The 25,835-nt window shown below is 67.1% G+C and carries 20 protein-coding genes; 11 read left to right on the top strand and 9 right to left on the bottom strand.

Annotated elements, in window-relative coordinates:
• Positions 1-57: 57 nt before the first annotated feature.
• Genes F4036_08465 through F4036_08475 form a run of 3 tightly spaced genes read right to left on the bottom strand, consistent with a single transcriptional unit; the run spans position 58 to position 5,222 of the window.
• The gene (locus tag F4036_08465) at positions 58-2,946 is read right to left on the bottom strand and encodes a TonB-dependent receptor (GenBank protein ID MYK37771.1); all 2,889 of its coding nucleotides are present in this window, start codon (positions 2,944-2,946) and stop codon (positions 58-60) included.
• Between the two features lie 4 nt (positions 2,947-2,950).
• Positions 2,951-4,105, bottom strand: coding sequence for a hypothetical protein (locus F4036_08470; protein MYK37772.1), 1,155 nt, complete (start codon positions 4,103-4,105; stop codon positions 2,951-2,953).
• A gap of 1 nt (position 4,106) precedes the next feature.
• The gene (locus F4036_08475; GenBank protein MYK37773.1) at positions 4,107-5,222 is read right to left on the bottom strand and encodes a hypothetical protein; all 1,116 of its coding nucleotides are present in this window, start codon (positions 5,220-5,222) and stop codon (positions 4,107-4,109) included.
• Positions 5,223-5,335: 113 nt separating this feature from the next.
• Between F4036_08475 and F4036_08480 the strand changes: the two genes are divergently transcribed.
• Together F4036_08480 and F4036_08485 are read left to right on the top strand one after the other, a co-directional pair.
• Positions 5,336-5,578, top strand: a complete 243-nt coding sequence (locus tag F4036_08480; GenBank protein ID MYK37774.1) for an accessory factor UbiK family protein — start codon at positions 5,336-5,338, stop codon at positions 5,576-5,578.
• A gap of 25 nt (positions 5,579-5,603) precedes the next feature.
• Entirely contained in the window at positions 5,604-7,109 is a 1,506-nt protein-coding gene (locus tag F4036_08485; GenBank protein MYK37775.1) for a YifB family Mg chelatase-like AAA ATPase, read from the top strand.
• A gap of 44 nt (positions 7,110-7,153) precedes the next feature.
• Here the strand turns inward: F4036_08485 and F4036_08490 are convergent, their stop codons facing one another.
• Positions 7,154-7,360 carry a twin transmembrane helix small protein gene (locus F4036_08490; protein ID MYK37776.1) on the bottom strand — a complete coding sequence of 69 codons (207 nt, stop codon included), beginning with the start codon at positions 7,358-7,360 and terminating at the stop codon, positions 7,154-7,156.
• Positions 7,361-7,387: 27 nt separating this feature from the next.
• On the opposite strand from F4036_08490, the gene F4036_08495 reads away from it, so the two are divergent.
• The 7 genes from F4036_08495 to F4036_08525 are packed head-to-tail and all read left to right on the top strand — an operon-like array spanning position 7,388 to position 15,795.
• Positions 7,388-8,110, top strand: coding sequence for an SURF1 family protein (locus F4036_08495; protein ID MYK37777.1), 723 nt, complete (start codon positions 7,388-7,390; stop codon positions 8,108-8,110).
• Positions 8,100-8,675: a hypothetical protein gene (locus tag F4036_08500; GenBank protein MYK37778.1), complete on the top strand. Its 576-nt coding sequence runs from the start codon at positions 8,100-8,102 to the stop codon at positions 8,673-8,675. Before F4036_08495 ends, F4036_08500 begins: the two co-directional genes overlap by 11 nt.
• A 17-nt stretch (positions 8,676-8,692) precedes the next feature.
• Complete coding sequence (gene uvrD / locus F4036_08505) at positions 8,693-10,846, top strand: DNA helicase II (GenBank protein ID MYK37779.1); 2,154 nt, start codon at positions 8,693-8,695, stop codon at positions 10,844-10,846.
• Between the two features lie 42 nt (positions 10,847-10,888).
• Positions 10,889-12,271, top strand: a complete 1,383-nt coding sequence (gene trkA, locus F4036_08510) for a Trk system potassium transporter TrkA (protein MYK37780.1) — start codon at positions 10,889-10,891, stop codon at positions 12,269-12,271.
• A gap of 13 nt (positions 12,272-12,284) precedes the next feature.
• Positions 12,285-13,736 (top strand): potassium transporter, encoded by a 1,452-nt coding sequence (locus F4036_08515; GenBank protein ID MYK37781.1) that lies wholly within the window; start codon positions 12,285-12,287, stop codon positions 13,734-13,736.
• Positions 13,733-14,344, top strand: coding sequence for a TRAP transporter small permease subunit (locus F4036_08520; GenBank protein MYK37782.1), 612 nt, complete (start codon positions 13,733-13,735; stop codon positions 14,342-14,344). Before F4036_08515 ends, F4036_08520 begins: the two co-directional genes overlap by 4 nt.
• Positions 14,345-14,346: 2 nt before the next feature.
• Positions 14,347-15,795 (top strand): TRAP transporter large permease subunit, encoded by a 1,449-nt coding sequence (locus F4036_08525; protein ID MYK37783.1) that lies wholly within the window; start codon positions 14,347-14,349, stop codon positions 15,793-15,795.
• A 51-nt stretch (positions 15,796-15,846) separates the two neighbouring features.
• Here the strand turns inward: F4036_08525 and F4036_08530 are convergent, their stop codons facing one another.
• From F4036_08530 to F4036_08550, 5 genes are all read right to left on the bottom strand, one after another.
• Positions 15,847-19,071 carry a TonB-dependent receptor gene (locus F4036_08530; protein ID MYK37784.1) on the bottom strand — a complete coding sequence of 1,075 codons (3,225 nt, stop codon included), beginning with the start codon at positions 19,069-19,071 and terminating at the stop codon, positions 15,847-15,849.
• 79 nt (positions 19,072-19,150) lie between these two features.
• Complete coding sequence (locus tag F4036_08535) at positions 19,151-19,690, bottom strand: cytochrome c (GenBank protein MYK37785.1); 540 nt, start codon at positions 19,688-19,690, stop codon at positions 19,151-19,153.
• Entirely contained in the window at positions 19,677-20,948 is a 1,272-nt protein-coding gene (gene soxC / locus F4036_08540; GenBank protein ID MYK37786.1) for a sulfite dehydrogenase, read from the bottom strand. The genes F4036_08535 and soxC overlap by 14 nt, the downstream gene beginning before the upstream one ends.
• Before the next feature lie 33 nt (positions 20,949-20,981).
• Complete coding sequence (locus tag F4036_08545) at positions 20,982-22,079, bottom strand: TRAP transporter substrate-binding protein (GenBank protein MYK37787.1); 1,098 nt, start codon at positions 22,077-22,079, stop codon at positions 20,982-20,984.
• A 25-nt stretch (positions 22,080-22,104) separates the two neighbouring features.
• Complete coding sequence (locus tag F4036_08550) at positions 22,105-22,857, bottom strand: hypothetical protein (protein MYK37788.1); 753 nt, start codon at positions 22,855-22,857, stop codon at positions 22,105-22,107.
• Positions 22,858-22,969: 112 nt separating this feature from the next.
• Here F4036_08550 and F4036_08555 point away from each other — a divergent pair, with 112 nt between their 5' ends.
• Both F4036_08555 and polA read left to right on the top strand, forming a co-directional pair.
• Entirely contained in the window at positions 22,970-23,131 is a 162-nt protein-coding gene (locus tag F4036_08555; protein ID MYK37789.1) for a lipoprotein, read from the top strand.
• Positions 23,128-25,806 (top strand): DNA polymerase I, encoded by a 2,679-nt coding sequence (gene polA, locus F4036_08560; protein ID MYK37790.1) that lies wholly within the window; start codon positions 23,128-23,130, stop codon positions 25,804-25,806. The genes F4036_08555 and polA overlap by 4 nt, the downstream gene beginning before the upstream one ends.
• Positions 25,807-25,835 lie beyond the last annotated feature (29 nt).

The raw sequence follows: 25,835 nt of genomic DNA on the forward strand, positions 1-25,835 counted from the left end.
CAGCGCGCGCCGGCAACGCTATACGAAACGTTGCGCAAGCGCAAGCGCCTGTGAAAGCTATCGCTGATAGCTGAAACGCAGGTAGCCGACGCGGCCGGGAAGGTCGTGCGCGACGAGGCTCATGCCGATCACTCCGCACGGGAAGCAAAGCGGAGGGTCCATGTCGAACAGATTGTTGAAGCCCAGCGAAACGGTCCAGCGTTCGCCCATCGCCTGCGGGGTGTAGCCGATCCTGAGGTCGGTGTACAGAATTGAGTCCACCTGGCTTCCGCTCTCCAGCCCCATTTCATCGGTCCAGCGGAAACTGAGCGCGCCGGTCCATCGGTCCTTCATCCATTCGATGTCCGTCACCCAGCGCAATTCCGGGAAGGCGCGCTGAAAGGTCTCGTCGGTGTGCGTTCCGGTCCGGTCGGTGTGCGTTTGCGTGCCGTCGGCGTTGGCGGTGCGCTCGACGTACTCGCTCAGCACCGTCGCATTGAAGACGGCCCTGAACCGGCCGATGCGCCACTCGGGACTGTCGTAGGCCAGTCGTACGTCCCAGCCGGAAGCTTCGATGGCGCCGATGTTCTGCAGCCGGTTGTCGATGACCTCCAGCGTGCCGCCCGCGGCGCGCGGCGTCAGGTTGCAGAAAAACGGATCGAGCGTGGCGACGCAGGCGGCCAGCACGTCGCCGGGGTTCCTGCCCTGCACGGCCTCGTCGATCTCGAGTCGGTAGTAGTCGATCGAAGCCGTGAATCCCCCGCCGGCGCCGAATTGGCGGCTCCACACCACGCCCAGGGTCAGGCCACGGGACTCCTCGGGATCCAGCGAGCGGTTGCCGGCGGAAATCGCGGTCAGTTGCGGGTTGGTCTGCACATAAGCCGCAGGCACGCCCAGGGACGCGCAGTTGGCGATGATGGACTGCGGCTGGGGCGCGTCGCGTCCTCCATTGGCGGAGCCGAACTGTCCAAGCACGTCCGAGCAGGGATCCACGAAGGTGAAATGTTCCTGCGCCGCTCCCCCGAACAGTTCGCCGATTCCGGGCGCCCTGAAGCCGGTTGACGCCGACGCCCGCAGCGACAGGTCCTCGATTGGCCTCAGCAGCATGCCGGCCTTGTAGGTGGTTTCCGTCCCGAAGGTGCTGTAGTCGGACGCGCGCGCGGCCAGGTTCAGTTCCCAGTAGCGCGCGCCGGAGTCGAGCAGCGGCATGCTGAGTTCAGTGTAGTACTCCGCGGCGCTGAAGCCGCCGTCCGTACGGCCCGCCGGGACCCCGGCGGTTTCGCCGCGCTCGGCGATGGGGTCGGGGCGGAACCAGCCGGCGTGGTCCCTCCACTCGACGCCGGCGGAAAACCCGGCGTCTCCGGCCGGCAGGCTGAAGACATCGCCGGTGAGGTTGACGGCCGCGTTCTTCAGCGTCTGGCGACTGTAGTCGCGTTGCGTATAGCCGACGAAATCGAGCATTTCGCGGGTAATGGAGCCCTTGCCGTCGGGTCCCTGGCCACCGAAGAAATTGAACGGAACGCAGCCCGGCGTAGCGGCGCACACGTCCGGGTCGCCCATCGCAATCTGCAATCTGGCGGCGTTGTGGGAGTTGTGCTTCGTCTGCTCTCCGTCGTTCTCGCCGTAGCTGGCGTGGAACTCCCAGAAAAAGCCGCGACCCAGGAAACCGACTTCGCCGTTCAGCCCGGCGGTGGCGAACCCGGTATTGACCCGCTGGTAGAACAGGCGGCGGCCGGACTCCAGCGGCCGGCGGCCGAAGAAGAGCAGCGTCCCGTCGGCCGGGGAGAGGTCCACGCCGAAGGGGTTGTACGGGTTGCGCGCCGAAATGAAGAAGTTCTCGGCGATGCGGCTGCCGCAGCCGCTGCCCAGGCACAGCGGTTCGGGGGCGGCCTTGGTGGCCGACGAACGCCGCGTCCAGGAAGCCGTGACGAAGAATTCCAGGCCCGCGCCCAGTTCGCCGCGCGTACTCGCAAACAGGTTGTAGCGCTCATTGGGCGTACGCAGGTAGTTGAAGTCGGAGCCGTTGTAGTTGAAGCGGTCCGCGCCCGTGAAGACATGGAAATCGCCCGAGGCCGGTTCGGCGGGATCGAAGCGCGGAATGTTCGCGGCTCCGTCGTTCAGCACGCCGTCGTTCAGCGTGATGCTGGCGCCGGAAGCGAAATTGGGCCCGAAAAAGAAGCGGCCCTGCGGAGTGAACGATGAGCACAGGGATTGGGGCACGTCGCAACTCGTGGCGTCGGGGTTGGGAAAAGCCGAACGTGCGCGGCTGGCCGTGTTCACGCCACCTTCGCTGCGCCAGCTCGCGCTGAGGAAAAAACGGGTGCGTTCGCCTCCGCCCCACTTGAGGTCCAGCGCCGTGGACTCGCCGTCCCGCTCGCTAAGATGGCCGCCGGTCTGCACGTCCACGCGGAAGCCGTCGAAGTCCCGGTCGGTAATGATGTTCACCACACCGCCAATTGCATCGGATCCGTACACCGCCGAAGCGCCGTCCTGCAGGATCTCGATGCGCCGTATCGCGTTGTCAGGAAGGGTGTTGAGGTCCACCGTTCCGGGCACGCCCGAGGCCGAGGCGCCCGCAATCCAGCGGCGGCCGTCCACCAGCACCAGCGTGCGCTTGGCGCCGATGTTGCGGAGCGAGATCTGCGCCGACCCGGCGCCGATCCCGGAACCGTCCTGGGGGAAGCCCAGGTTGCCCGGCACATTGAACTGCGAATTCAGGGCGGAACCGGCAATGGGCAGGTTCTGCAAAGCGTCGGCCAGGTTGGTAAGGCCCGTATTCTCAAGTTGCTCCATGCCGATCCGAAGGACCCCGGTGGCATCGTTGATCGGATCGCGCCGAATGCGCGAACCCGTCACCACCACCTCTTCGATAACCGCATCCGCCCCGTCGCCGGGCGCCTGGGCGGGCGCCGAAATCCCGCCGAGCAAACATATGGCGGCGATTGCCGCGCTTACCCCCCGCACCATTGCGCTAGCCGAAGCGCAAGCCCTTGCGGTAGGCGTCGCCCGCCGCCTCTTTCTCGTCCAGTTCCTCGAGCATTTCGGCCAGTTCCAGCCAGCCGACGCGTGACTCCTCGAGGCCGAGCGAGGTTTCGATATAGGAGCGTGCCTTGCCCCACAGCTTCGCCTTGCGGCACAAACGCCCGAGCGCCAGCAGCAGCGCGGCGTCCTGCGGATTCTCCGCCAGCCAGCCTTCGGCATGGCGTATGGCCGCGGGCACGTCCCGGAGTTCGAGTTCGCCGTAGGCGCCGGCCAGTTCCGAGTTCCACTGCGTGTCGAGACGGCGCCGCAGGCCCTGTTCGGCAAGTTCGTGGGCGCCATTCCGCATCAGCGCGCGGGCATGCGCAAGGACCAGGTTCTCGTTGCCGCGCAAATCACGCGGGATCTCTCCCCAGAGGCGCTGCACGCGGCGCGCATCATCCGCTTCGCCCAGCAGGCCGGTGTAGGCCTTGACGGTCCAGAGGGCCGCGTCGCCGGCGGCCGTCTGCCCATGCTTGCGCAGCGCCTTGAGGCGCCGGGCCGCCTCCCCCCATTCCTCCCGCTGCAATTGCAGCGGAATGAACAGGCGCAGGGCCTGCAGGTGCCGCGGCTCGCGCTCGAGTATCCCGGCGAGATGGCTCATGGCCGCGGCCTGCTCCCCGGCGCCGAGGTGAAGTTCCGCCCGCTCCAATGCGATCGCGTCCCGCGCCTCGGGCTGGGCCTTCTCGGCAAGCGAAAACCAGTGATTCCGGCGCTCGGCATCGCCGGAACCATGCGCCAGACGGGCGGCCGCCAGATATTGCAGCACGGGCGCCTGGCTTCTTTCCGCGGACCTGGCCAGCAGCCGCTCGGCGCGGGCGAGCCGGCCAGCGGCCAGCGCCGTGAGGCCACGCGCGACGCGCCGGCCGGTCCTCCTGGCGCTCGCTTTCGCCGCTCGTTCGGCCACGAGCCGCGGCGCCTGGCGGATCCTGCGCAGCAGCCCGGCCACGAACAGCAGCAGGGCGAGCAGGACGACGAGTATGGGAACGGTCATCTCTACCGCCCAACCCTGGAAGGATATGAGCACGTAGCCGGCGTCCCCGGCAAGGAACTGCGCCGCCACCGCCACCAGCAGCAGCACCAGGAGCACGATCAGCCCGGCGCGCATGTCAATCGGAGCGGATGTTCCGCAGGCGCTGCAGCGAAGACGCGATATCGGGCGTTTCCCGTCCCTGCGCCAGCTCCAGCAACTCGTCGATGTCGGCCAGCGTATCGGAAACGTCCGGATCGTCCCCCGCGTAGAGGCGCGCCAGTCGCCCCCGGGCGGCAACCAGGGCCGCGGCATAGGCCTGCAGGTCGCCCTGGATGTAGGCCAGGCGCGCCAGGTGCAGTTCCGCCGTCAGCAATCGCTGCAGCATTTCCGTATCGGTATCGGTCAGGAGCGTATCGACGCTGCCCTCGGTGCGCCGGATCGTGATCAGCGAGCGCAAAGCGCGCCGGGTGCTGGCCAGCGCCCGTTCCCAGCCCTGGTCCGGAAGTTCTTCCGCGGACGGCACTTCTCCGGCCGAGGGTCGGAGGTCCGGTTTGAGGCCCTCGACCCGGGCAAGAAGGGCGCCCAGGCGGACCACCACGCCCTGTATGTCGCGGGCCGGCATCCTTTCCAACGCCCGCGCCTGCTCCTGCAGTTCCGCCCGCACCGCGCCGTAGCGAGGATCGCCCACCTGGGCCAGCAAATCCAGCGCTTCGCGGACGGCCAACGCCGCTCCTTCATGGTCTTGCGCGAAACGGTTCTGGCGGTCGGCCAGGGCCAGCAGATTGTCGGCCGCGTCGAGGCGCCAGCGCACCTGCTGGCCCGCGGGCCGGCTTCCCAGCGCCTCCAGCGCCTGTTCGGCCGCTGCCAGTCGCACTTCCAGCGCGTCGCGCACCCGCTCGGACGCCCGCCTGGCGGCCTCGGCATCGGCCGCCTGCTGCGCGGCGTCCGCGTCGCGACGGCTCTCAAGCTCCTGGAGCCTTGCCTCGAGTTGCCCGATTCCGGCAACTTCCTGTTCAAGTTCCGCAACGCGGGACGGCAGACCGGCCAGGTAGTCATACCAGAGCCAGAAGCCCGCCGCGAACACGATCAGCGGGATCAGCCACAACCACCACAGGCGCCTGCGCGGAGCCGCTTTTTCGGTCTTCGACGAATCGGCCTTCGCGGGAGGGCTGCCGGCCGAAGCGGCCTTCTTCGCAGCGCCAGCCTTCGGCTTCGCCGCCTTGCCGGGGGGATTGGATTTTGCTCCCGCCATACGGTCCTCCGGTGCAATCCGGGTAGTCTATCAATTCAGTGCGCTAATTCTCCGCTTATGCGGACAATTCGATACTGGACAAACCGGCGGCCGATAACGCAACCTTGCCCACCATGAACGACGAATTCATTTCCGATCTGGCCCGTCGCCTGCGCAAGCTGGTTCCGCCCTCGGCCCAGGGAGCGGCGAAAGACCTGGAAACCAATTTCCGGGCCCTGCTCCAGTCCGCCCTGGGGCGGGGCGACTACGTGACCTTCGAGGAATTCGAGGCGCAAAAGCGTGTGCTTGAGCGCACGCGCAGGAAAGTCGAGGCGCTGGAGCAGGCCATGGCGGAGATCGAACCGCAACGAGACTGACCAGGACGGCGGGCCAGGGAAGGCAGTGAATCCATCGACGATCCACACGAGCGCGCTCAACGGCGTCGACGCCCCCAGCGTCACCGTGGAAGTGGGCATCACCAACGGACTGCCGGGCATCACCATCGTGGGCCTGGCAAAAAAGGAAGTGCGGGAAAGCGCCTCGCGGGTGCGCCACGCGCTGCGGAGTTCGAACTTCGAGATGCCGCCGAGCAGCATCACGGTAAACCTGGCGCCCGTGGAATTGCCCAAGAGCGGCGGGCGCTACGACATCCCCATTGCCCTGGGGATCCTGGTTGCAAGCAAGCAGATCGACCCGGCCGTGCTGGCGGGGGCCGAGTTCCTGGGCGAGTTGGCGCTGACCGGTGCGCTGCGGCCCGTCCCGGGCGTGCTGCCTTCCTTGCTCGCCGCTTCGCGGCGCGGCAGGACGCTGTTTCTTCCCGAGGCCAATTCCGCCGAAGCGGGGCTCGTGAGGGCGGCGCGCGCCGTAGCGGTGACCGACCTCAGGCAGCTCCTGGCCAGGCTGTACGCGCACGGCGAACCCGAGCGTATCGCCTACAGCGGCGACCGTGTCCGGGAGTCCGCCTACCCCGAGTTGAACGACGTGATCGAAATGGCGCAGGCCAAGCGGGCAATGGAAATCGCCGCCGCCGGGGCGCATAACCTGCTGTTGAACGGACCCCCGGGCGCGGGCAAGAGCATGCTGGCCAAACGCTTCCCGGGCCTCCTCCCGCCCATGAGCGAGAAGGAAGCGCTGGAAACCGCGTCGCTGCATTCGCTCAAGGGCATCGCGCTGGAGGAAAGCTGGCGGCGGCGACCCTTCCGCAATCCCCATCACACCTGCTCGGTCGCCGCGCTCGTCGGCGGCGGCGCGCGGCCCACTCCGGGCGAAATCTCGCTCGCCCACAACGGGGTGCTGTTCCTCGACGAGTTGCCCCAGTTCCGCCGCGACGCCCTGGAATCCCTTCGCGAACCGCTGGAAACCCGCAACATCGTCGTGTCCAGGGCCCGTTACACGGTCACCTTTCCGGCGCGCTTCCAGTTGCTGGCGGCAATGAATCCCTGTCCTTGCGGATTCGTCGGCGATCCGCAGCGCGAGTGCCGTTGCACTCCGGAGGCGGTGCGCCGCTACCAGGGACGGATATCCGGACCGTTTCTCGACCGCATCGACTTGAGGGTGCAGGTCTGCCGGCCGGCGCGCCCCATCCTGACCCACGATCCCCGCGATGGAAACGGAAACTCGAGCGCCCAGGTCCGGACGCGGGTCGTGGAAGCCCGGGAAATACAGATGGACCGAAGCACAAAATGCAATGCCGAACTGGAGGACGTCGAACTCCGCGGCCACTGCCGCCCACGGCAGGACGGACGGGCCCTGCTTGAACACGCCGCCCGGAAACTTCCGCTCTCGCCGCGCGCATGCGCACGAATCCTCAAGGTGGCCCGCACGATCGCCGACCTGGAATCCGCCGGCCGCGTGGCCGAGCCCCACATCGCGGAAGCTCTCGCACTGCGTGGAAGCGGCTTTTCCTGAATGCGAGCGGCCGCAACCCGATTGACGCCCGGCGCCGTTCGCGTCTAACGCCGATAGATGCCGCCGGGCTCGATCAGGCCGAGCCACCAGAACAGGATGATCAGCAGGAAGAGAGCCGCGGAAAGCGCCACGCGCCACGCGAGCGATCGCGCCATTCGGCCCGGATCGCCCTTCGCGGCCACCATGTGGTACAAACCCGACCCCAGGCTGGCGATAATAGCCAGCAGCAGCACGACGATGAGTGCTCGAATCATCTTCCTTTTCCGGCGCGAAACCGCATGATAACTCGGCCTTCCCACCGGCGCTCCGGCGTCCGCAACCTCCTGCTCATGTTCCTGGGCCTGGCGGTGTTCGGCTCGCTGGGGACCTGGCAATTGAACCGCTCCGCGGAAAGGCGCGCGGTGCTGGACGCGTTCGAAAGCGCCGAGGCGTCGCTGCCGGTCGGCGGGCTGGCGTCGGTGCCGACCGGCGGAGACAACACGCGTGTGCGCCTGACCGGACGCTACCTGGCGGACAGGCAGGTGCTGCTCGACAACATGACCCACGAGGGCATGCGGGGCTACCACGTTCTGACACCGCTCGAAACGGCCGAGAGCCTGGTGATGGTGAATCGCGGTTTTGTGGCCGGCGGGCCGGACCGCTCGGAACTGCCGGACCTGGCGGTAAGCGGGGGCCAGCGCGAGGTGGTCGGAATAGCGGTCCCGTACTTCCGGCGCGGCCTTCAACTGGAGGAAGAGGCCGCGGAGGCCGCCTGGCCGCGACGGATGGTCTATCCGACCGCCGATCAGTTGCGCGGCCTGTACGAATCGCCGCTGCCCGGCTACCAGATCCTGCTGGGCGGCGAGGAGCCGGACGGCTACGTGCGGGCCTGGCGTCCCTACGGCATGGCGCCGGAGCGGCATCTGGCCTACGCCGTGCAGTGGTACGGCCTGGCCGCGGCCGCGGCCGGAATCTGGCTGGCGGTAACCTTGAGACGCGGGAGAACGCGGGATGCGAATTAATACGAAGCAACTCCAGATCATTGCGATAGCCGCACTGTTCCTGGTTCCGGTGATCGTCGCCTGGTTCCTGTACTCGGGCCGGGCCGGACTTGATCCCGGGCCGGACGCTCATGGCGTGCTGGCCGACCCGCCGGTCGAACTCGGCGACATCGATCTGCCGCCGGGCGGCGACGCCGGGGCCGAGGGCCGCCTGACCGGGCGCTGGACTTTCCTCTACCTCGAGCGGGACGAGTGCGGGACCGTCTGCGAGGAAGCGCTGATCCGCATGCGCCAGGTCCGGCTGGCGCTGGGCAAGGACGCGAACCGGGTGCAGCGCGTGTTCCTGCCTTTGGTCGGAGACCCGGATTACGAAATGGCGGCGCAGGCCTTCCCGGGCATGGTGGTCCTGGCCGACGGGGCGCCCGGGCGCAGCGAGTTGATCGAGCGCATCGGAGCCCGCCAGCCGGGAGAGGTCCTGCTGGTGGACCCGCTCGGGAACCTGATTCTGAGCTATCCGCCCGGCCTTGATCCCGACGGCCTGTTCCGCGACGCGAAGCACCTCCTGAGGCTGTCGAAGATCGGCTGACGCAGCGGGGTTCCCGCATGGACGTTACCCACATCCTGGAACCGCTGAACACCGCCCAGCGCGAAGCGGTAACGGCCGGCGAACAGCCGGTCCTGGTGCTGGCCGGCGCCGGCAGCGGCAAGACGCGCGTGCTCGTGCATCGCGCCGCCTGGCTGGTCGCCGCCCACGGCGCTTCGCCGTGGAACCTCTACGCCGTCACCTTCACCAACAAGGCCGCCAACGAGATGCGCACGCGCATCGAAACGCTGCTGGAGACACCCACCCGCCAGCTCTGGATCGGCACGTTCCACGGCCTGGCGCACCGGCTCCTGCGGCGGCACTGGAGCGAAGCGGGGTTGCGGCAGGATTTCCAGATTCTCGACGCCTCCGATCAGCTTCGGCTGATCAAGCGGCTGCTGAGCGACGAGCGAATCGACGAGCGGATGATCACGCCGCAGTCGCTTCAGCACTTCATATCCGGCGCCAAGGAAGCGGGCCTGCGGCCGCGGCAGGCGCCCGCCGGCTCCGCGCCCTACGGCGAAGAGAGGAAGCAGCTATACGCCCTCTACCAGAAGCGCTGCGAGACCTACGGGCTGGTGGATTTCGGCGAACTGCTGATGCGCTCCACGGAACTCCTGCAGGATTCCTCCGAACTGCTGGCCCGCTACCGGGAACGCTTTCGCTGGCTGCTGGTGGACGAATTCCAGGACACCAACGGCATCCAGTACGACTGGCTGAAGCTGCTGTGCGGAACCAGCGGCGTGCCTTTCGCGGTGGGAGACGACGATCAGTCCATCTACCGCTGGCGCGGGGCGCAAGTCGAGAACATCCGGCATTACACCCGCGATTTCCGCGACGTTCGGATGGTGCGGCTGGAGCGCAACTACCGCTCCACGGCAACCATCCTCAAGGCGGCCAACGCGGTCATCGCGAACAACGCCTCACGGTTCGGCAAGAAGCTGTGGACCCGCGGAGACCGGGGCGCTCCGGTACGCCTGTTCGCCGCCTATAACGAATGGGACGAAGCCAACCAGGTCGTAAGCCGCGCGCGCGAACACGACACCGGTTCCCTGCGCGACCTGGCCGTGCTGTACCGCTCCAACGCCCAGTCGCGGGTGTTCGAGGAAGCGCTGGTGGGCGCGGGCATTCCCTACCGCGTCTACGGGGGACTGCGGTTCTTCGAGCGGGCCGAGATCAAGGATGCGCTCGCCTATCTGCGCCTTGTGGCCAATCGGGGCGACGACCCTTCGTTCGAACGGGTCGTGAACAACCCGCCGCGCAGGATCGGCGAGGCAACCATGCGCGCCGTTCGCGGTTACGCCGGGCGCCGCGCGCTGACACTCTGGGATGCCGCCGGACAGTCCGAGCAATTCCTCAACTCCCGGGCAGCGGGGGCGCTCAAGGGTTTTCTGGCCCTGATCGAGTCGCTGGCCGAGGACACAGCGCATCTGGAACTCGGCGAACAGGTCAGCCGGGTCGTGCGCGGCAGCGGACTGGTCGAAAGACTGGCAGCCTCAGGCAGCGAGACCGACCGCATGCGGGTCGAAAATCTCGACGAACTGGTCAACGCCGCGCAGATGATCGAGGAATCCATGCAGGACCGGCCGGTGTCTCCGCTTAACGCCTTCCTCGCCCACGCGGCACTGGAGAGTGGCGAGGACGGCGCGGCCGACGACGACGCGGTGCAGCTGATGACCATGCACGCCGCAAAAGGCCTGGAGTTTCCGGTCGTGTTCCTGACGGGCATGGAAGAGGGCCTGTTCCCGCACAGCCGTTCGATGCACAGCGAGGCGGAACTGGAGGAGGAGCGCAGGCTGTGCTACGTGGGTATTACCCGGGCGATGACGGAACTCAACCTGAGCTATGCGGACGTTCGCCGGTTGCGCGGCCAGGAACACCGCAATCGCCCTTCGCGCTTTCTTTCGGAGATTCCGGCGGAATTGCTCGAGGAAGTGCGCCCTCAGCCCAATGTTTCGCTGCCCGTGCGCATGGGTGGGGCGGCCCCGGGAACGGATAAACCCGACGCCGGGGCGGGACCGGCGCTTGGCCAGCGAGTCTCGCATCCGAAATTTGGCGACGGGGTGGTACTCAACCGCGAAGGAGCCGGGGACCATGCGCGGGTGCAGGTCAATTTCGAACGACACGGATCAAAATGGCTGGTCGTGGCCTATGCGCGCCTGGAATTGATATAGTTTCGCCGGGCCTTTGCGCTCGAAGCCCATGCGCTTGAACAAATGAAGATACTGATCCTCGGGGCCGGCGTCGTGGGCTCCACGATCGCCGAGCGTCTTTCCCGCGAACCCGAAAACGAGATCACGATCGTGGATCTCGACGCCGATATCCTGCGGGGCATACACGAACGCATGGACGTGCGCACCGTTGCCGGCCATGCCTCGCGGCCCGGAGTTCTGGATCACGCCGGGGCCGGGGCCGCGGACCTGGTCATCGCCGTAACCGGCAACGACGAAGTGAACATGGTGGCCTGCCAGGTCGTGCATTCGCGCTACCGCGAGTTCGAGGCCGGCGCGAGGCGTCGCACCAAGATTGCGCGCCTGCGTTACACCGAGTACAGCGGGATCGCCGCGCTGTTCGGCCCTGACGGATTGCCGGTGGACGTTGCCATCGCCCCGGAAGACCTGATTACGCGTTACGTGGAGCAACTCGTCCGTTTCCCCGGCGCCTCGCAGGTGCTGGAGTTTTCCGATGGACGGGCGTTGTTGCTGGGCGCCGAGGCCAGGGCCGGCTCCTGGCTGGTGGGCAGAACTCCCGCCGAACTGGGCGAGCGCAGCATCAAGGGCCGGATCGCCGCCGTGTACCGCTCCGGTCACGCCCAGACCGTCAACGGGCGGACCGTCATCGAGAACGGCGACGACGTGTACTTCATCGCCGGATCCGACGATGTCCGGCCCCTGCTATCGGCGCTGAGACCCGAGCCTCAGGACGTGCGCAACATCATGATTGCAGGGGGCGGCAACATTGGCGCGAGAGTGGCCGAGTCGCTCCAGAACCACTTTCAGGTGAAGCTGATCGAGCGCTCGGCCAAACGCGCCCGGCAGGTGGCCGAACGGCTCGGCCGAGTCATCGTGCTGCACGGCGACGCCACCCACGAGGAACTCCTGATCGAGGAGAATATCGAGCGCATGGATGCATTCGTGGCGCTGATGAACGCCGACGAGGCCAACCTTCTGGCGGCCGGACTGGCCAAGCGGGCGGGCTGCAAGCGTGTCATGGCGCTGGCCAACCGCCAGGCCTATGCCGCGCTGGCCGGGCAGATGGGTATCGACGTGTCGATTTCGCCCGCCCAGATTACGATCAGCGAACTCCTGCGGCACATACGCCAGGGCGACGTCGCCAGGGTGCATTCGCTGCGCTTCGGCCGCGCCGAGGCGATCGAGGGTGTGGCGCACGGCGGCGACGGACAGCGATCGCTTGTGGGCCGCGCGGTCGGAGAAATCAATCTGCCGCACGGCACCTCGATCAGCGCGATCGTACGCGACGGCGAGGTGCTGCCTCTTGACGACGATACGACGGTGCGCGACGACGATCACGTCATTCTCTTCATGACCAACCCGCGGGCCAAGGCGCAGATCGAACGGCTGTTCGAGGACGAAGCCTGACAAGGGCGCCCCCATGCAGATAGCGCTAGTCGGCAGCGTGCTGGGCCGCTTGCTCATGCTGTTCAGCGTAACGATGCTGACGCCGCTGCCCGTGGACCTGTACTACGGCGAAGGCGCCTGGCCGGTATTCACGCTCAGTTTCGCCGCCGCCCTCGCGGCCGGGTTTCTGATCTGGCTGCCGGCGCGCCGGGCGCGGGGCGAACTCAAGCTGCGCGACGGTTTCCTGATCGTGGCGTCCTTCTGGGTGGTTCTCGGCAGCTCCGGCGCACTGCCCCTGCTTTTTGTCCAGGTGCCCGAGCTCTCCTTCACCGACGCCATGTTCGAGGCGATATCGGGGCTGACGACCACCGGGGCCACCGTGCTGACCGGGCTTGACGAAGCGCCGAAGGCGATCCTGTACTACCGGCAACAACTCCAGTGGCTCGGCGGACTGGGAATCGTCGTGCTGGCCGTGGCCGTGCTGCCCATGCTGGGCGTGGGCGGCATGCAGCTCTACCGCGCCGAAACACCGGGACCCATGAAGGACACCCGCCTGACTCCGCGCATCAAGGAAACCGCCAAGGCGCTCTGGTACATCTACCTGGCGCTGACCATTGCCTGCGGTGCGGCCTACAAGGTGGCCGGCATGGGCTGGTTCGATGCCGTGTGCCATGCCTTCTCCACCGTCGCGATCGGTGGTTTTTCTACCCACGACGCCAGCTTCGCCCATTTCCCCCAAACGAGCATCCGCCTGATCGCGATCGTGTTCATGTTTCTGGCGGGCATCAATTTCGCGCTGCATTTCATCGCCTTCAACCGGCGCACGCTGGCTGGGTATTTCCGCGACGCGGAATTCCGAGCCTATGCCGTCGCCCTGCTGGCGCTGTGCGCGCTGGTCGTGGGCGGCCTGCTGCTCTACGGCTGGAAGGAAGATCCTTCCATGGCGCTGATCGACGGCCTTTTCCAGTCGGTGTCCATCATGACGACCACCGGCTTTACCACCTCCAATTTCTCGCGCTGGCCGGGCATCCTCCCGATGCTGCTCATACTGGCCGCCTTCATGGGCGGATGCGCCGGCTCCACGGCCGGCGGCATGAAGTGCGTGCGAGTGTTGCTGCTGGTCAAGCAGGGCATACGCGAGGTGCGCCGCCTCGTGCATCCGAGCGCCGAAATCCCGGTAACGCTCGGCAGCACGCCGGTTTCGACCCGCGTGGTCGATTCGGTGTGGGGCTATTTCGCCGTCTACATGGCCGTTTTTATCGTGATTCTGATCGTCCTGCAGGCGGCCGGCCTCGACTCCTTCACGGCATTCTCGGCCGTGGCCGCCACCCTCAATAACCTGGGTCCCGGGCTGGGTGAGGTCGCTACCGGATACGGCGGCATCGGGGTGACCGCCAAGTGGGCCTGCATCGTGGCCATGCTGCTGGGCCGCCTGGAGATCTTCACCTTCCTGGTGCTCATCTCACCGACCTTCTGGCGCCCATGAGTTTCGTGCTGAAGGTAGCCGGCGCGGTCGAGCGTGCGATCGTCCGCACGGGCGAGGCGGTTGCCTGGCTCACGTTCGTCATGACCGTCGTGACCTGCCTGGTCGCGGTGTTGCGTTACGGCCTGTCCCTGGGGTGGATCTGGCTCCAGGAAACGATCACCTGGATGCACGCCGCGGTATTCCTGCTGGCCGCCGGCTACACCCTGGCGCGCGACCAACACGTGCGCGTGGACATCTTCTACCGCGAGATGAGCCGGAGGCGCCAGGCGCTGGTGAACCTGTCCGGATGCGCGCTGTTCCTGTTGCCGCTGTCGGCCGGTCTGCTGCTGGGTAGCCTGGAGTACGTGCAGACCTCGTGGCTGATTCAGGAGTCCTCCCGCGAGGCGGGCGGCCTGATCTATCCCTTCCCCTCGTTGCTCAAGACCCTGTTGCCCGTTACCGGCGGAATCATGACGTTGCAGGCGCTGGTGATCTGCGCACGCAGCGTGGCCGAGTTGCTCGGGCCCTCTGAAACGGCGGAGCCCTCCCTGGGAGCGAAGGCGTCCCGCCTTCGTGGAGGGCGGGACGCCCTCCCCCCCGGGGAAGATCGGCCCGGCGGCGGAGCATAGCGATGTACTGGCCGGCCTTCGCGCTCTTCGTTTGCGTGGTGCTGCTCCTGCTTGCCGGCTTCCCGGTGGCCTTCACGCTGGGCGGAACGGCACTCCTGTTCGCGCTGGGAGGCGCCCTGGCCGGCATCTTCGACATCTCCTTCCTGGGCACGATGCCCAACCGCCTGTTCGGGATCATGAGCAACGAAACGCTGGTAGCGGTTCCGCTGTTCGTGTTCATGGGCGTCACGCTGGAGCGGGCGCAAATCGCGGAAGACCTGCTGGACTCGCTCAGCCGGATGTTCGGAGGTCTCCCCGGCGGGCTCGGAATCGCGGTCATCATCGTGGGGATGCTGCTGGCGGCCAGCACCGGCATCGTGGGCGCCACGGTCATCACCATGGGTCTGCTGGCGCTGCCCACCATGCTGAAACGGGGCTACGACCCGGCCATTGCCACCGGCGTCATCAGCGCTTCCGGCACCCTGGGGCAGATCATCCCGCCATCGATCGTTCTGGTGCTGCTGGGCGACGTGCTTTCCTCGGCCTACCAGGAAGCCCAGCTTGCCCAGGGGGTGTTCGCGCCCCGGACGGTCTCGGTGGGCGACCTGTTCATGGGCGCGCTGCTGCCGGGCCTGATGTTGGTGGCGTTGTACGCCGCCTGGATGCTGATCCTCGCCGTTTTTCGCCCGGCCTCGGTTCCCGCTCGCCAAGCGACCGGTGACGACCCTCCGCCGGCTGCAGACGGCCCCGAAACACTGCCGTCCCCGGCCGAACGGTTCGCCGAAATGGTGCTCCGGCCGGCGGCGCGCCTGGTCCGTCTGCTGGCCGCCCTGGCGCCGCCGCTGGTGCTGATCGCGGCCGTGCTCGGTTCGATCATCCTGGGACTCGCCACCCCCACCGAAGCGGCCGGTGTCGGAGCAGTCGGAGCGATGCTGCTGGCCGCTCTGCGGCGCAAGCTGAGCCTGGCCCGGATTCGCGAGGTCGCGCGCTCCACGGCGCGGGTCAGCAGCATGGTGTTTCTGATACTGATCGGCGCGTCGGTGTTCTCGCTGGTGTTTCGGGGCTACGGCGGCGACGAGATTGTGCGCGAGTTCCTGATGTCGCTTCCCGGCGGCGTCTTCGGGGCGGTGCTGCTGGTCATGCTGGTGATGTTCCTGCTCGGCTTCGTTCTGGACTTTATCGAGATCACCTTCGTGGTGGTGCCGATCGTCGGCCCCGTGCTGCTGTCGATGGGCCTGGACCCGGTCTGGCTGGGCGTGATGATCGCGATCAACCTGCAGACATCGTTCCTGACCCCGCCGTTCGGCTTTGCGCTGTTCTACCTGCGTGGCGTGGCGCCGCCTGAAGTGCCCACCACAGCCATTTACCGGGGCGTTGCGCCCTTTATCGCGATCCAGCTCGCGGCGCTGGCGCTGCTGGCGCTGTGGCCGGAGATCGCGACCTGGCTGCCCGGGGCGCTCTACGGCGGATAGGCGTCACGGGGCGCCCGTAGTGGGCCGAACCGGCATTCCGCCGGCCCCGCGCTAAAACTCGAACCGTATCCCCAGGCGTATCCGGTACACGGACCGGGAGCGGCTCGCGATCGCCCTGGGTTCGGCGTCGAAAGAGTTGAAGCGGTACGCGCAGTCGGTGCGGTACCGGCAGGCCGTTCGCGGGGCGTCGCCGGTCAGGGCGGGGGCGGCATCGACTCCCAGGGCCGCAACGTCGGCGGCGCGCACAAGGTCGGCGCGCACGACCGCGGCCTGACCGTTGCTTGGGCCGAAATCGAAGCGTCCCCATTGCGAGTTCAGCAGGTTGGGAAAATTCTCGACGTCGAGCACCAGCCGGACCCGGTTCTCGCCGACCCACCGGGCCAGTCGCGCCGCTCCGGGCAATTCGACCTGAATGCGCAGATCCCAGATCCGGTTCCAGCCGCTGACTTCGGAGTACGGCGCGTGGATGCCGCCCGGCACCGCTTGCACGTAGTTCTCGAAGCGGCTGCGGTCGAAAGTCGAGGCGTACACGACGGCCGGATCGTCCACCGCCGGGATGTACAGCGGGTCCGCGTCGAAGGGGCTTTCCCCGGCGCCGGCCCGGCCGAACAGCGCGTTGCCGCGATCGACATCGAAGGTGTAGGTGAACTGACGCCCGGAGAAGACCCGCCCGAATACGTCGATCCGCGTGTTCAACGGTCCGATCGCGCGTTCGTAGCCAAGGCGCAGCTTCCACGAATGCGTGGTCTCATGGGGCGAGCGGCGGGCCTGGGGATCGTTGCGGTCCGCCACGGTGAGCGCGCGCCAGTTGGAGATGCCCCTGGCCGAGGTGCCCTCCGCAACGGCTTCCACGTCCTGCCGGGCGTAGCTGGCCGAGAAATCCACGCCGAAGTCGTAGCTTTTCGAAACGGCAAGGGACCAGACATGCGCGCGGCCGCCGGCGTGATTGCCCAGCGCGGTCAGATTGAGATAACCGAGCGCGTCGAGGTCCGCATAGATCCTTCTTCCGTCCGGCGCCTCGCCCGGGGGCTGGGCGCCCGCAAGATCGGTGTGGGCAAGGTTTCGCCATATGAAGCTTCGATGCGCGCTCGTGTGCAGGTACTGAACCGTGCCGAGAAAGTCCCGCCCCAGGACCGGGAGGTCGAATTCGCGCTGCACCCGCACCGACGCCTTCCAGTCCGCGGGCATATCGAAATCCTCCGCGATCGCGTCCACGGGCACGGCGGCGCCGGCGGCCACCTGGCGCAGCAGCGTCTCCGGCACCGAGAACGGCGTGACGCCGGCGGCCCCGGCGAGTCGCGCGAATACGACCGGCGGCTGAAACGCATTGGAGATCCATACCTGCGGTTCGCCGCCCGCGAAAAGGCCCACGCCGCCGGAGATCACCGTGCGCTCAAGGCCCGAATAGCGCAGACCCAATCGGGGCATCCACGCATCGGCCCCGTCCAGATTCGCGTCGGTGCGCACGCCGTAGGACGCGAAGACGGCATCGCTGTACGCCGGGGTGTCCCCCTGCGCGATGCGCTCGTAGCGCAGTCCCGCGGTCAGTTCCAGCTCGGGCGAAACCGTCCAGGCATCCTGCACGAAGAATGCGCGCCTGCGGTAGCCCCAGTCCGCAGCCGCGTCGCGCGGATCGTTGGAGACCGCGTTGATATAGTCGACACGCGCGACCCCGCCGAGAACCGCCTGAAGGCCGTCGAACACGAACCGGCCCCTAGAGCCCGGCACGAACAGGTTGTACAAATCGAAGCGCCCCACTTCCAGACCCGCCTTGAGCAGGTGATCGCCGAACAGGTAGTCGATGTCGGCATAGAACTGCACACGCTCGTCTTCGTATTCGTTGGCGTGACGGAACCGGTCGCAGCCGGCTGTGAGTGTCACCGGTTCGGTCAAGAGTCCTTCAAGCCCGGTGCCCGCGGCCTGCGCGGGTGCGAGGTCAAACTCCAGCATGCCTACGCCGGGACCCGCCCGGCAAAGCTGGCCGCGGGTGAAAGTCTTGCGGCTGAGCCGCACACCGCTTGAGAGGCGGTCCGTCCAGTCGGAATAGAACTGCAGCGACACCGCGTCCAGTTCGGTGGGCACGTCGTACCAGGCCGACTCGAACCGGTCCCCCTGCCAGCGGGTGTCGCCCTCCTCGCTGCGCTGCCAGCTCAGCGACAGCCGGTGCGCCGCCGCCAGGTTCCAGTCCACTTTCGCCAGCGACCGCCTCGAACGGGTCGGCGTGTCGGCGGCGGACCGCCCCAGTGGATCGTAGCCGTAGGTTTCCTGCACGATCCGGCCGAGCGCTTCGAACAGGCCGGGACGAATGCCGCGGGCCGCATCGAACGCGGTGAAGTCCACCGGGGAGGCCGACTCGAACTCGTCGTGGGAGAGGAACACGAACAGGCGGTCCCTGACCAGCGGGCCGCCCAGCGACACGCCGGTTTCGGTCTCCGTGAACGGCGCCGGAGCGAATTGGCCTCCGTCGTAATTGTTGCCGACCAGGCCGTCGTGGTGGAGGTAGTGAAAGACCGCGCCTTCCCACTCGTTGCCGCCCGAACGGGTCGTGATCTGCACGAGTCCGCCGGTAAACCCGCCGGCGGCCACCGAGTAGTCCGAAGCCACCAGCGAGACCGACTCCACGGCGTCGAGGTTGATCGGCGAGCGTTCGGTGGCGTAGGTGTTGGTGCCCAGACCGAAATCGTCCTGCTGCAGCACCCCGTCGATGGCCAGGCCGTTGAACCGCGGATTGGCGCCGGCAACCGCCAGATGCCCGACGCCGTCGGACTGCGCCAGCGGGTCCGTCAGCAGCGTGCGGATCGCGTCCCGGTGGATCGCGGGCTGCCTGGCGATGTCGACGGACGTGTAGGCGGAACCCACGCCGTTGTTCAGTTCGTGGACCGCACGCACCGGCGCCGTGACCACGATTTCCTCAACCGCGGCGCGTTCGAGGCCGATGATCAGAGGGCTCTGCGTGCCGGGCCGCAGAGTGACGCCCGTAACCAGCGCATCGCGAAAACCCGCGGCGCGCACGCGGATGTCGAACGGTCCGCCCACCCGCAGGCCGCTTTGGAAGAACGCGCCGTTCTGCAGCGTCAGCGCCTGCGCGGCGGTCCCCGAGGGCCGATGCACGATCGAGACCCGCGCATTCGCTACCGCTACGCCCCCCGGGTCCCGCACGACGCCGCTCAGGCTCGCCGAAACGGCGCCGTGTGCGTGCCCGGCCAGGACCGTGCAGAGCAGCAGGAGCAGCCACGCCCGTTGCGCGCACGCGCGGCTCCGCAAACGCAGTTTCATTCCAACCCCCGTTAGCCGCCGTCCAATGCGCGCGGCAGCGGCGATTGTACCCACGCGCCGGATGTCGAAAATCCCGGGGCTATTCGCTCGATTGCTCTTCCGGCGGCGGGTAGGCGAGGATGAAATTGTCGCGGTTGGGCATGCGCACGTCAGGCAGCGTTTGAGCGTTCATCGCTTCGTCCTCCGCGACGATTCCGTTCAGGTACAGCAGATACGCCGTCAACGCATAGACCTGGTCGTCGCTGAGCGACTGCGGCTGCTGGTACGGCATCGTGCGGCGGATGTAGTCGAACACGACGGGCGCGTACGGCCAGAAGCTGCCCACGGTCTTCAGCGGCGCCGGGCCGTCGAGCGTGCCGTGCCCGCCCACCAGGACATCGTTCAACTGGCCCTGTCCCTCGACGCCATGGCAGGAGAAGCAGTACAGCGTATAGACGGGTTCCCCCTCAAGCGCCGTGCCCGATCCGGGCGGGAGCCCCTCACCGTCCGGCTCGACGCTGATTTCCCATTCGGCGACTTCCTCCGGAGTGGCTTCGACGCCCAGTTCCGGCCCTTCCTGGGCCGTTACGAGGGCAGCCAGGGCAAAGACGGCGACCGCCGTCAGGCTACGCATAAACATTGCTTACCTGGCCTTCGCTGTCGATCCCCCAGGCCTGAATACCGTTGTAGTGGTAGGCGAACTTCCTGCCCTTGGCCGCGATGATCGCCTCGCGGGTGGGCTGCACTGCGCCGGTTTCGTCCACGGCGCGGCTCAGGATCGCGGTTTCGGCCCCGTTCCAGCGCCACGCCATGCGGAATCGCGTCACGGCCTTGTCCAGCACGGGTTCGCACAAGGCCGCCTCGCCCCAGGTGGCGCCGCCGTCCGCGGAAACCTCGACCCGGGCGATCCGGCCCCGGCCCGACCAGGCCATGCCGGAGATCTGGTACAGCCCGGCGCCTTTCAACTCCAGACCCGGCGACGGCGACGTGATCACCGACTTGACGTCCATCGGGTAGGTAAAGATCAGCGACCGCCCATCGGGCAGGAGGTCGGTGTACTTGGAGGTCTCTTCGCGGGTCATCGACGGCGCCGCGGTCACCTTGATCCGGCGCAGCCACTTGATGCTCATGTTGCCCTCGTATCCCGGCAGGAACAGCCGCAAGGGGTATCCCTGCTCCGGCCGCAGGCGCTCCCCGTTCTGGTAAACCGCGAGCAAGGCGTCGTCCATGGCCTTGGCCAGCGGTACGCTGCGGTTCATCGCCGCGGCATCGGCGCCCTCGGCCATGATCCAACTGGCCGCCGGATCGACGCCGGCCTCGTCCAGCAGAATTGAAAGCGGCACGCCGGTCCACTCGCTGCACGACACCAGGCCGTGCAGCACGCCGCAGGTGTCGTTGATGGGCCGGCGGGGAAGCCCCGCCAGGTAGCTGTTGCCCGAACACTCGATGAACTGAATGCGCGACACCATCGGATAGCGCGACAGCGCGTCCATGTCGAAGAACAGGTCGCGATCGACCATCCCGTGAATGAGCAGCCGGTGCCGGTCCGGATCGATGTCCGGAATCCCGCTGTGGTGGCGCTCGAAGTGCAGGGGGTTCGGCGTGATCATTCCCTCCAGCGCTTCCAGCGGCGTCCAGGATCCGCCCGCCCCGTCGGCGCCGGTGGCGGCCAGGATCCGGCGCTTGACATGATCTTCATAGGGCGAGCGGCTTCCGTAACCGCTCAGCGGCCGGCCCGGCGCCCGCATCCAGGGCGGCAGGTCCTTCGCCGGCGCCGCCGTCATCAGCCCCAGCGAGCCAGCTCCCAGCACCGCGGCGCCTCCCTTGAGAAAGAGGCGCCGGTGCAGCAGGCCGTTACCGGCTACAGTTTCGAGATTCTCCAGTTTCCGTTCGGACATGGATGCCGCCGGGTCGCCGCTGTCTGATCCAGGTCAGCCGCGGGCGGCCACGGCGGCGCGCTCGCCGATGTCCAGCCATTCGTTCACCTGCTGCTGGAAGGCGGCGTACGAGGCGTAGATGCGCGCTGCGTTTTCGTCGCGGGCAACGAGTTCGTCGATGACCTCCTGCGAGCGCAGGCGCAACTCCGCTATCACCGAGTCGGGGAAGGGTCGGATCTCGATCTTGCCTTCATTGCGAAGCTGCTGAAGGAACTGGGCGTTGCGGGCGCTGTACTCGGCGCCCAACAGGCTGTCCATATGGCCGCACGCGGACTTCACGATGTCCTGAAGATCCTCCGGCAGCGCGTCCCAGGCCTCCTGATTGATCGAGACTTCCAGGATCGCGCCCGGTTCGTGCCAGCCCGGATAGTAGTAGTACTGCGCCACTTCATGCAGGCCGAAACCGACATCGTTGTACGGCCCCACCCACTCGGTGGCGTCCACGCTGCCGGTCTGCATCGCGGTATAGATTTCGCCGCCCGGCAGCATCACAGGCGTGCCGCCCGCGCGTTGCAGCACTTCGCCGCCCAGGCCCGGGATCCGCATCTTGAGGCCCTTGAGGTCGTCGGGCGAGTTGATTTCGCGGTTGAACCAGCCGCCCATCTGGGTGCCGGTGTTGCCGCCGGTGAACACCATGACGCCGAACGGTTCGTAGAGTTCGCGCCACAGCTCCATGCCGCCGCCGTAGTGCAGCCAGGCGGAAGATTCCGCGGGGGTCATGCCGAACGGTATCGCGCCGAAGAACTGGGCCGCCTCCACCTGCGCCTTCCAGTAGTACGAAACGCCGTGCCCGATTTCCGCGGCGCCCGCGGACACGGCATTGAACACCTCGAACGGCGGAACCAGCTCGCCGGCCGCATAGACCTGCACCCTGATCCTGCCGGCGGAAGCCCGGTTAATGGTTTCCGCCAGCAGGGTGGCGGAGGTACCGGTACCCGGAAAGTTCGGCGGCCAGGTCGTGACCATCTTCCAGTTGAATGTCTCGCCCGGCGAGGCGGGCGAGGCGGCGCCGGCCGCCGGCTGTTCCCGGCCGCAACCGGCCAGCGCCACGGCGCCGGCGCCGAGTCCGGCAAGAAGCTGTCTGCGTTTCATATCTTTCCCCTGATTCGTTACTTCATCAGTCGTCATCGCCGGGTTCACGGAAATCGGACATCAGCACCTTGATCCGGTGATCGCTGAAGCGCCGGCCGTCCAGGTGCGTGCCGCGCATGTAGTGGCCCTGCCACTTCTCCGCGGGGCGGCGGAACCGGTCCACCTCCAGCTCCTTGTTGAAATTACCCCGCGACCGGCTCCACTGAATGTGCTCTTTCGCCAGCTCCGGATCGGACGACAGCGGCCGGACGACGGCGGCGAACGATTCGGCGTATTGCCGCGGAATCGGAACCAGCCGGCACACCGGTTCGTCCTTCTCGAAGGTCACCCAGGTACGTTTACGGGTAAAGCGCCAGTTCATCGTGAACGTATAGGGCGCCCAATCGGTCTCGATGATGCCTTCCAGCGGCGCGATGGCGTCCTTGGCCGTGTTGGCCAGGCCCTTGCACCAGAGGTTGTGGCCCTTGCTGGTGCGAAACAGGTAACCGAGCGTGAAGGTAAGCACGCCGCTTCCGAAATGAGCGCTGACCAGTTCGGATTTTTCGCCGGGAAAGCGAATCTCCACGCCCTCCTTGGCCGGCTTGCCGTTCCAGCGCGCCCTGAATTCGACCGGACAGAGCACGTCCCAGCCGGTCTGGTTGGCGATCAGCAGCGGCAGGCAGCGGTTGGCGAAGTGATCCACCGTCGCGTCCATCCACTCCCTGGCGCGCGCGGCGCGGCGCAGCTTCATCGGCCGCTCTATCAGCGGATAGGCGATGATCTCGAGTTTGTCGCTCACGAAGCCCGCCCAATCTCAGGCAACACGGTGCCGTAAGGGTACACTTGCCGGCGTGTTGGCGCATCTCCGCTCCGCCCCGGCAAACCGGGCCCGGTTCCCTTCCCGAGAAACCGTGCCGCGTCGCAGCACGGCATTCGCATCGATCCTGATTGCGCTGGCGCTTTCGGGCTGCGGCTTCAGCGGGGCGCTCTACCTCCCTGAAGATAACCCGCCGCCGCCGCAGGAGCAGCCTGTGCCGGAAGACGAAGGCCCGGCAGCCGAAGCAGGGGCATGAACAGGCTCCTGCTGGTCGACGGAACGGCCTACCTCTTTCGCGCTTACTACGCGCTTCCCGCGTTCACCACGGCCGACGGACGGCCCACCGGCGCGCTGCACGGCGTGGTGAGCATGATCCAGCGGCTGCTTCGCGAAGAACCCCCCGACCTGCTGGCGTTCGTGATGGACGCGCCCGGACCCACGTTCCGCGACGAGATCTACCCGGAGTACAAGGCCAATCGCGACGTGATGCCGGAAGACCTGCGCGAGCAGATCGAGCCGGTCGTGAACGTGGTCGAGGCGATGGGCGTGCCGCTGCTGCGGATCGGCGGAGTGGAAGCCGACGACGTGATCGGAACCCTCGCGGCCCAGGCCCGGGAAGAGGGGCTCGACACGCTGATCTCGACCACCGACAAGGACTTCGCCCAGCTCGTCGGGCCAAACGTCCGGCTGGTCAACTGGACCAACAACCGCGTCATGGACAGCGCGGCGGTGGAGGAAAAGTTCGGCGTCCCGCCGGAGCGGATCCGCGATTACCTCGCCCTGGCCGGCGACACCTCCGACAACATCCCGGGCGTGCGCGGTGTGGGACCGAAGACCGCCGCGAAGTGGCTGCAATCGTACGGCAGCCTGGAAGCCGTAAAGGAGAATGCCGCCGAGATTCGCGGCAAGGCCGGAGAAACCCTTCGGGCCAGCTTCGCCGACGTGGACCTGTCCCTTGAGCTGGCCACCATCCGCGAGGACGTGCCGCTCGACACGACCCCGCGCGACCTGAGGCTCAGGGCGCCGGACATGGACGCGCTCGAAGCGCTGTGCACGACGTTTGAACTCAACACCTTTCTTCGCAGCCTCCGCCAGTCGGTTCCCGCCTCCCCCAAGCAGGCGGAGTACGCGACGGTCCTGAACTCCGAACAGCTTGACGAGTGCCTCGCCCGGCTGCCCGACGCTCCCGCCGTGGGCCTGAGCGTGGAAGCGTCCGGCGAGAATCCGATGGAGCTGCGCCTGGCCGGCCTGGCCTTGTCCACCGGAGACGGCGAGGGCGCCTACGTGCCGCTGGCCCCGCGCGACCTCACTGAAGGCGCCGTCGAGCGTTCCGACGGCCGGGAACTGCTGGGCGGACTCAAGGGCTGGCTAGAGGAACCGGGCGCGCAAAAAGTCGGGCATAACCTCAAGTTCGTCAGCCATGTACTGGCGAACCACGGCATCGAACTGGCGGGCGGTGCGGGCGACACGATGCTGGAATCGTACGTGCTGAACTCCACTGCGATCGCCCACGACTTCGACAAGGCGGTAAAACGCTACCTGGAACTGGACTGCATTTCCTCCGAAGACGTGTTCGGGAAAGGCCGCGGCAAGCTCTCGCCGGCGCAGGCGCCGCTGGAAAAGGTTACGCCGTACGCCGCCCAGAAAGCGGACTACGCGCTGAGGCTCCACCGGCTGCTGGCCGAAAAGCTCGACGAGACACCGGTCCTCAACGAGGTGTTGGGGAACATGGAAATGCCGCTGTCGCCGGTGCTGGCCCGAATGGAGCGCGCCGGAGTGCTGGTCGATGCGAGCGTCTTGTCGGAACACTCGCAGGAACTGGCCGAACAGTTGCGCGAGCTGCAGGACCAGGCGTTCGAACAGGCCGGCAGCGAGTTCAACCTGGGTTCGCCCAAGCAACTCGGCGACGTGCTGTTCAACCGGCTGGGGCTGGAACCGGTGCGCCGCACATCGACCGGTCAGCCATCCACATCGGAGTCGGTGCTGCACGAACTGGCCGCCGTGCACCCCCTGCCCGAAACCATCCTGAAATATCGCAACCTGGCCAAGCTCAAGACCGGCTACACCGACGCTCTTCCGGGCTCCATCGATCCGCGCACGGGGCGGGTGCATACCTCGTACCAGCAGGCCGTGGCCGCCACCGGTCGCCTGTCGTCCATCCATCCGAACCTGCAGAACATTCCGGCGCGCACAGGGGAGGGGCGGCGCATACGCCAGGCTTTCGTGGCGCCGGACGGACGGGTGCTGATGTCGGCCGATTATTCGCAGATCGAACTGCGCATCATGGCCCAGCTCTCGGGGGACGAAGGTTTGCGCAGGGCTTTCTCCGAGGACATGGACGTGCACCGCGCGACTGCCGCCGAGGTTTTCGATACGCCGCCCGATTCGGTCAGCGCCGATCAGCGGCGGGCCGCCAAGGCAATCAATTTCGGGCTCATCTACGGCATGTCGCCGTTCGGCCTCGCCCGGCAACTCGGGGTGACCCGCGCGGAAGCGCAGGAATACGTCAACCACTACTTCGCCCGCTATCCGGGCGTGCAGCAGTACATGGAGAGGACCCGCAAGCAGGCTCACGAGCAGGGTTGGGTGGAGACGCTGTTCGGACGCCGTCTGTATCTGCCGGACATCCGGGCCCGGGACTTTCGCCGGCGCAGTTACGCCGAACGAAGTGCGATCAACGCGCCGATGCAGGGCACCGCGGCCGACATCATCAAGCGCGCAATGATCCGCATCGACGAATGGCTTCAGCCGCGCCGCGACAGGGCGCGGCTGATCATGCAGGTGCACGACGAACTGGTGTTCGAGTGCGAGCGGGACTTCGCCGAGGAACTGGCCGGCGAAGTCACCGTGATGATGGCCGGAGCGGCGTCACTTGAAGTTCCGCTCAAGGTGGACCTCGGCCAGGGCCCGAACTGGGACGCCGCGCACTGACGTGGGAGTGGGGGCATGTCCCCCACAGC

It is taken from the genome of Gammaproteobacteria bacterium, from assembly GCA_009845905.1.
GTDB lineage: Bacteria > Pseudomonadota > Gammaproteobacteria > Steroidobacterales > Foliamicaceae > Foliamicus.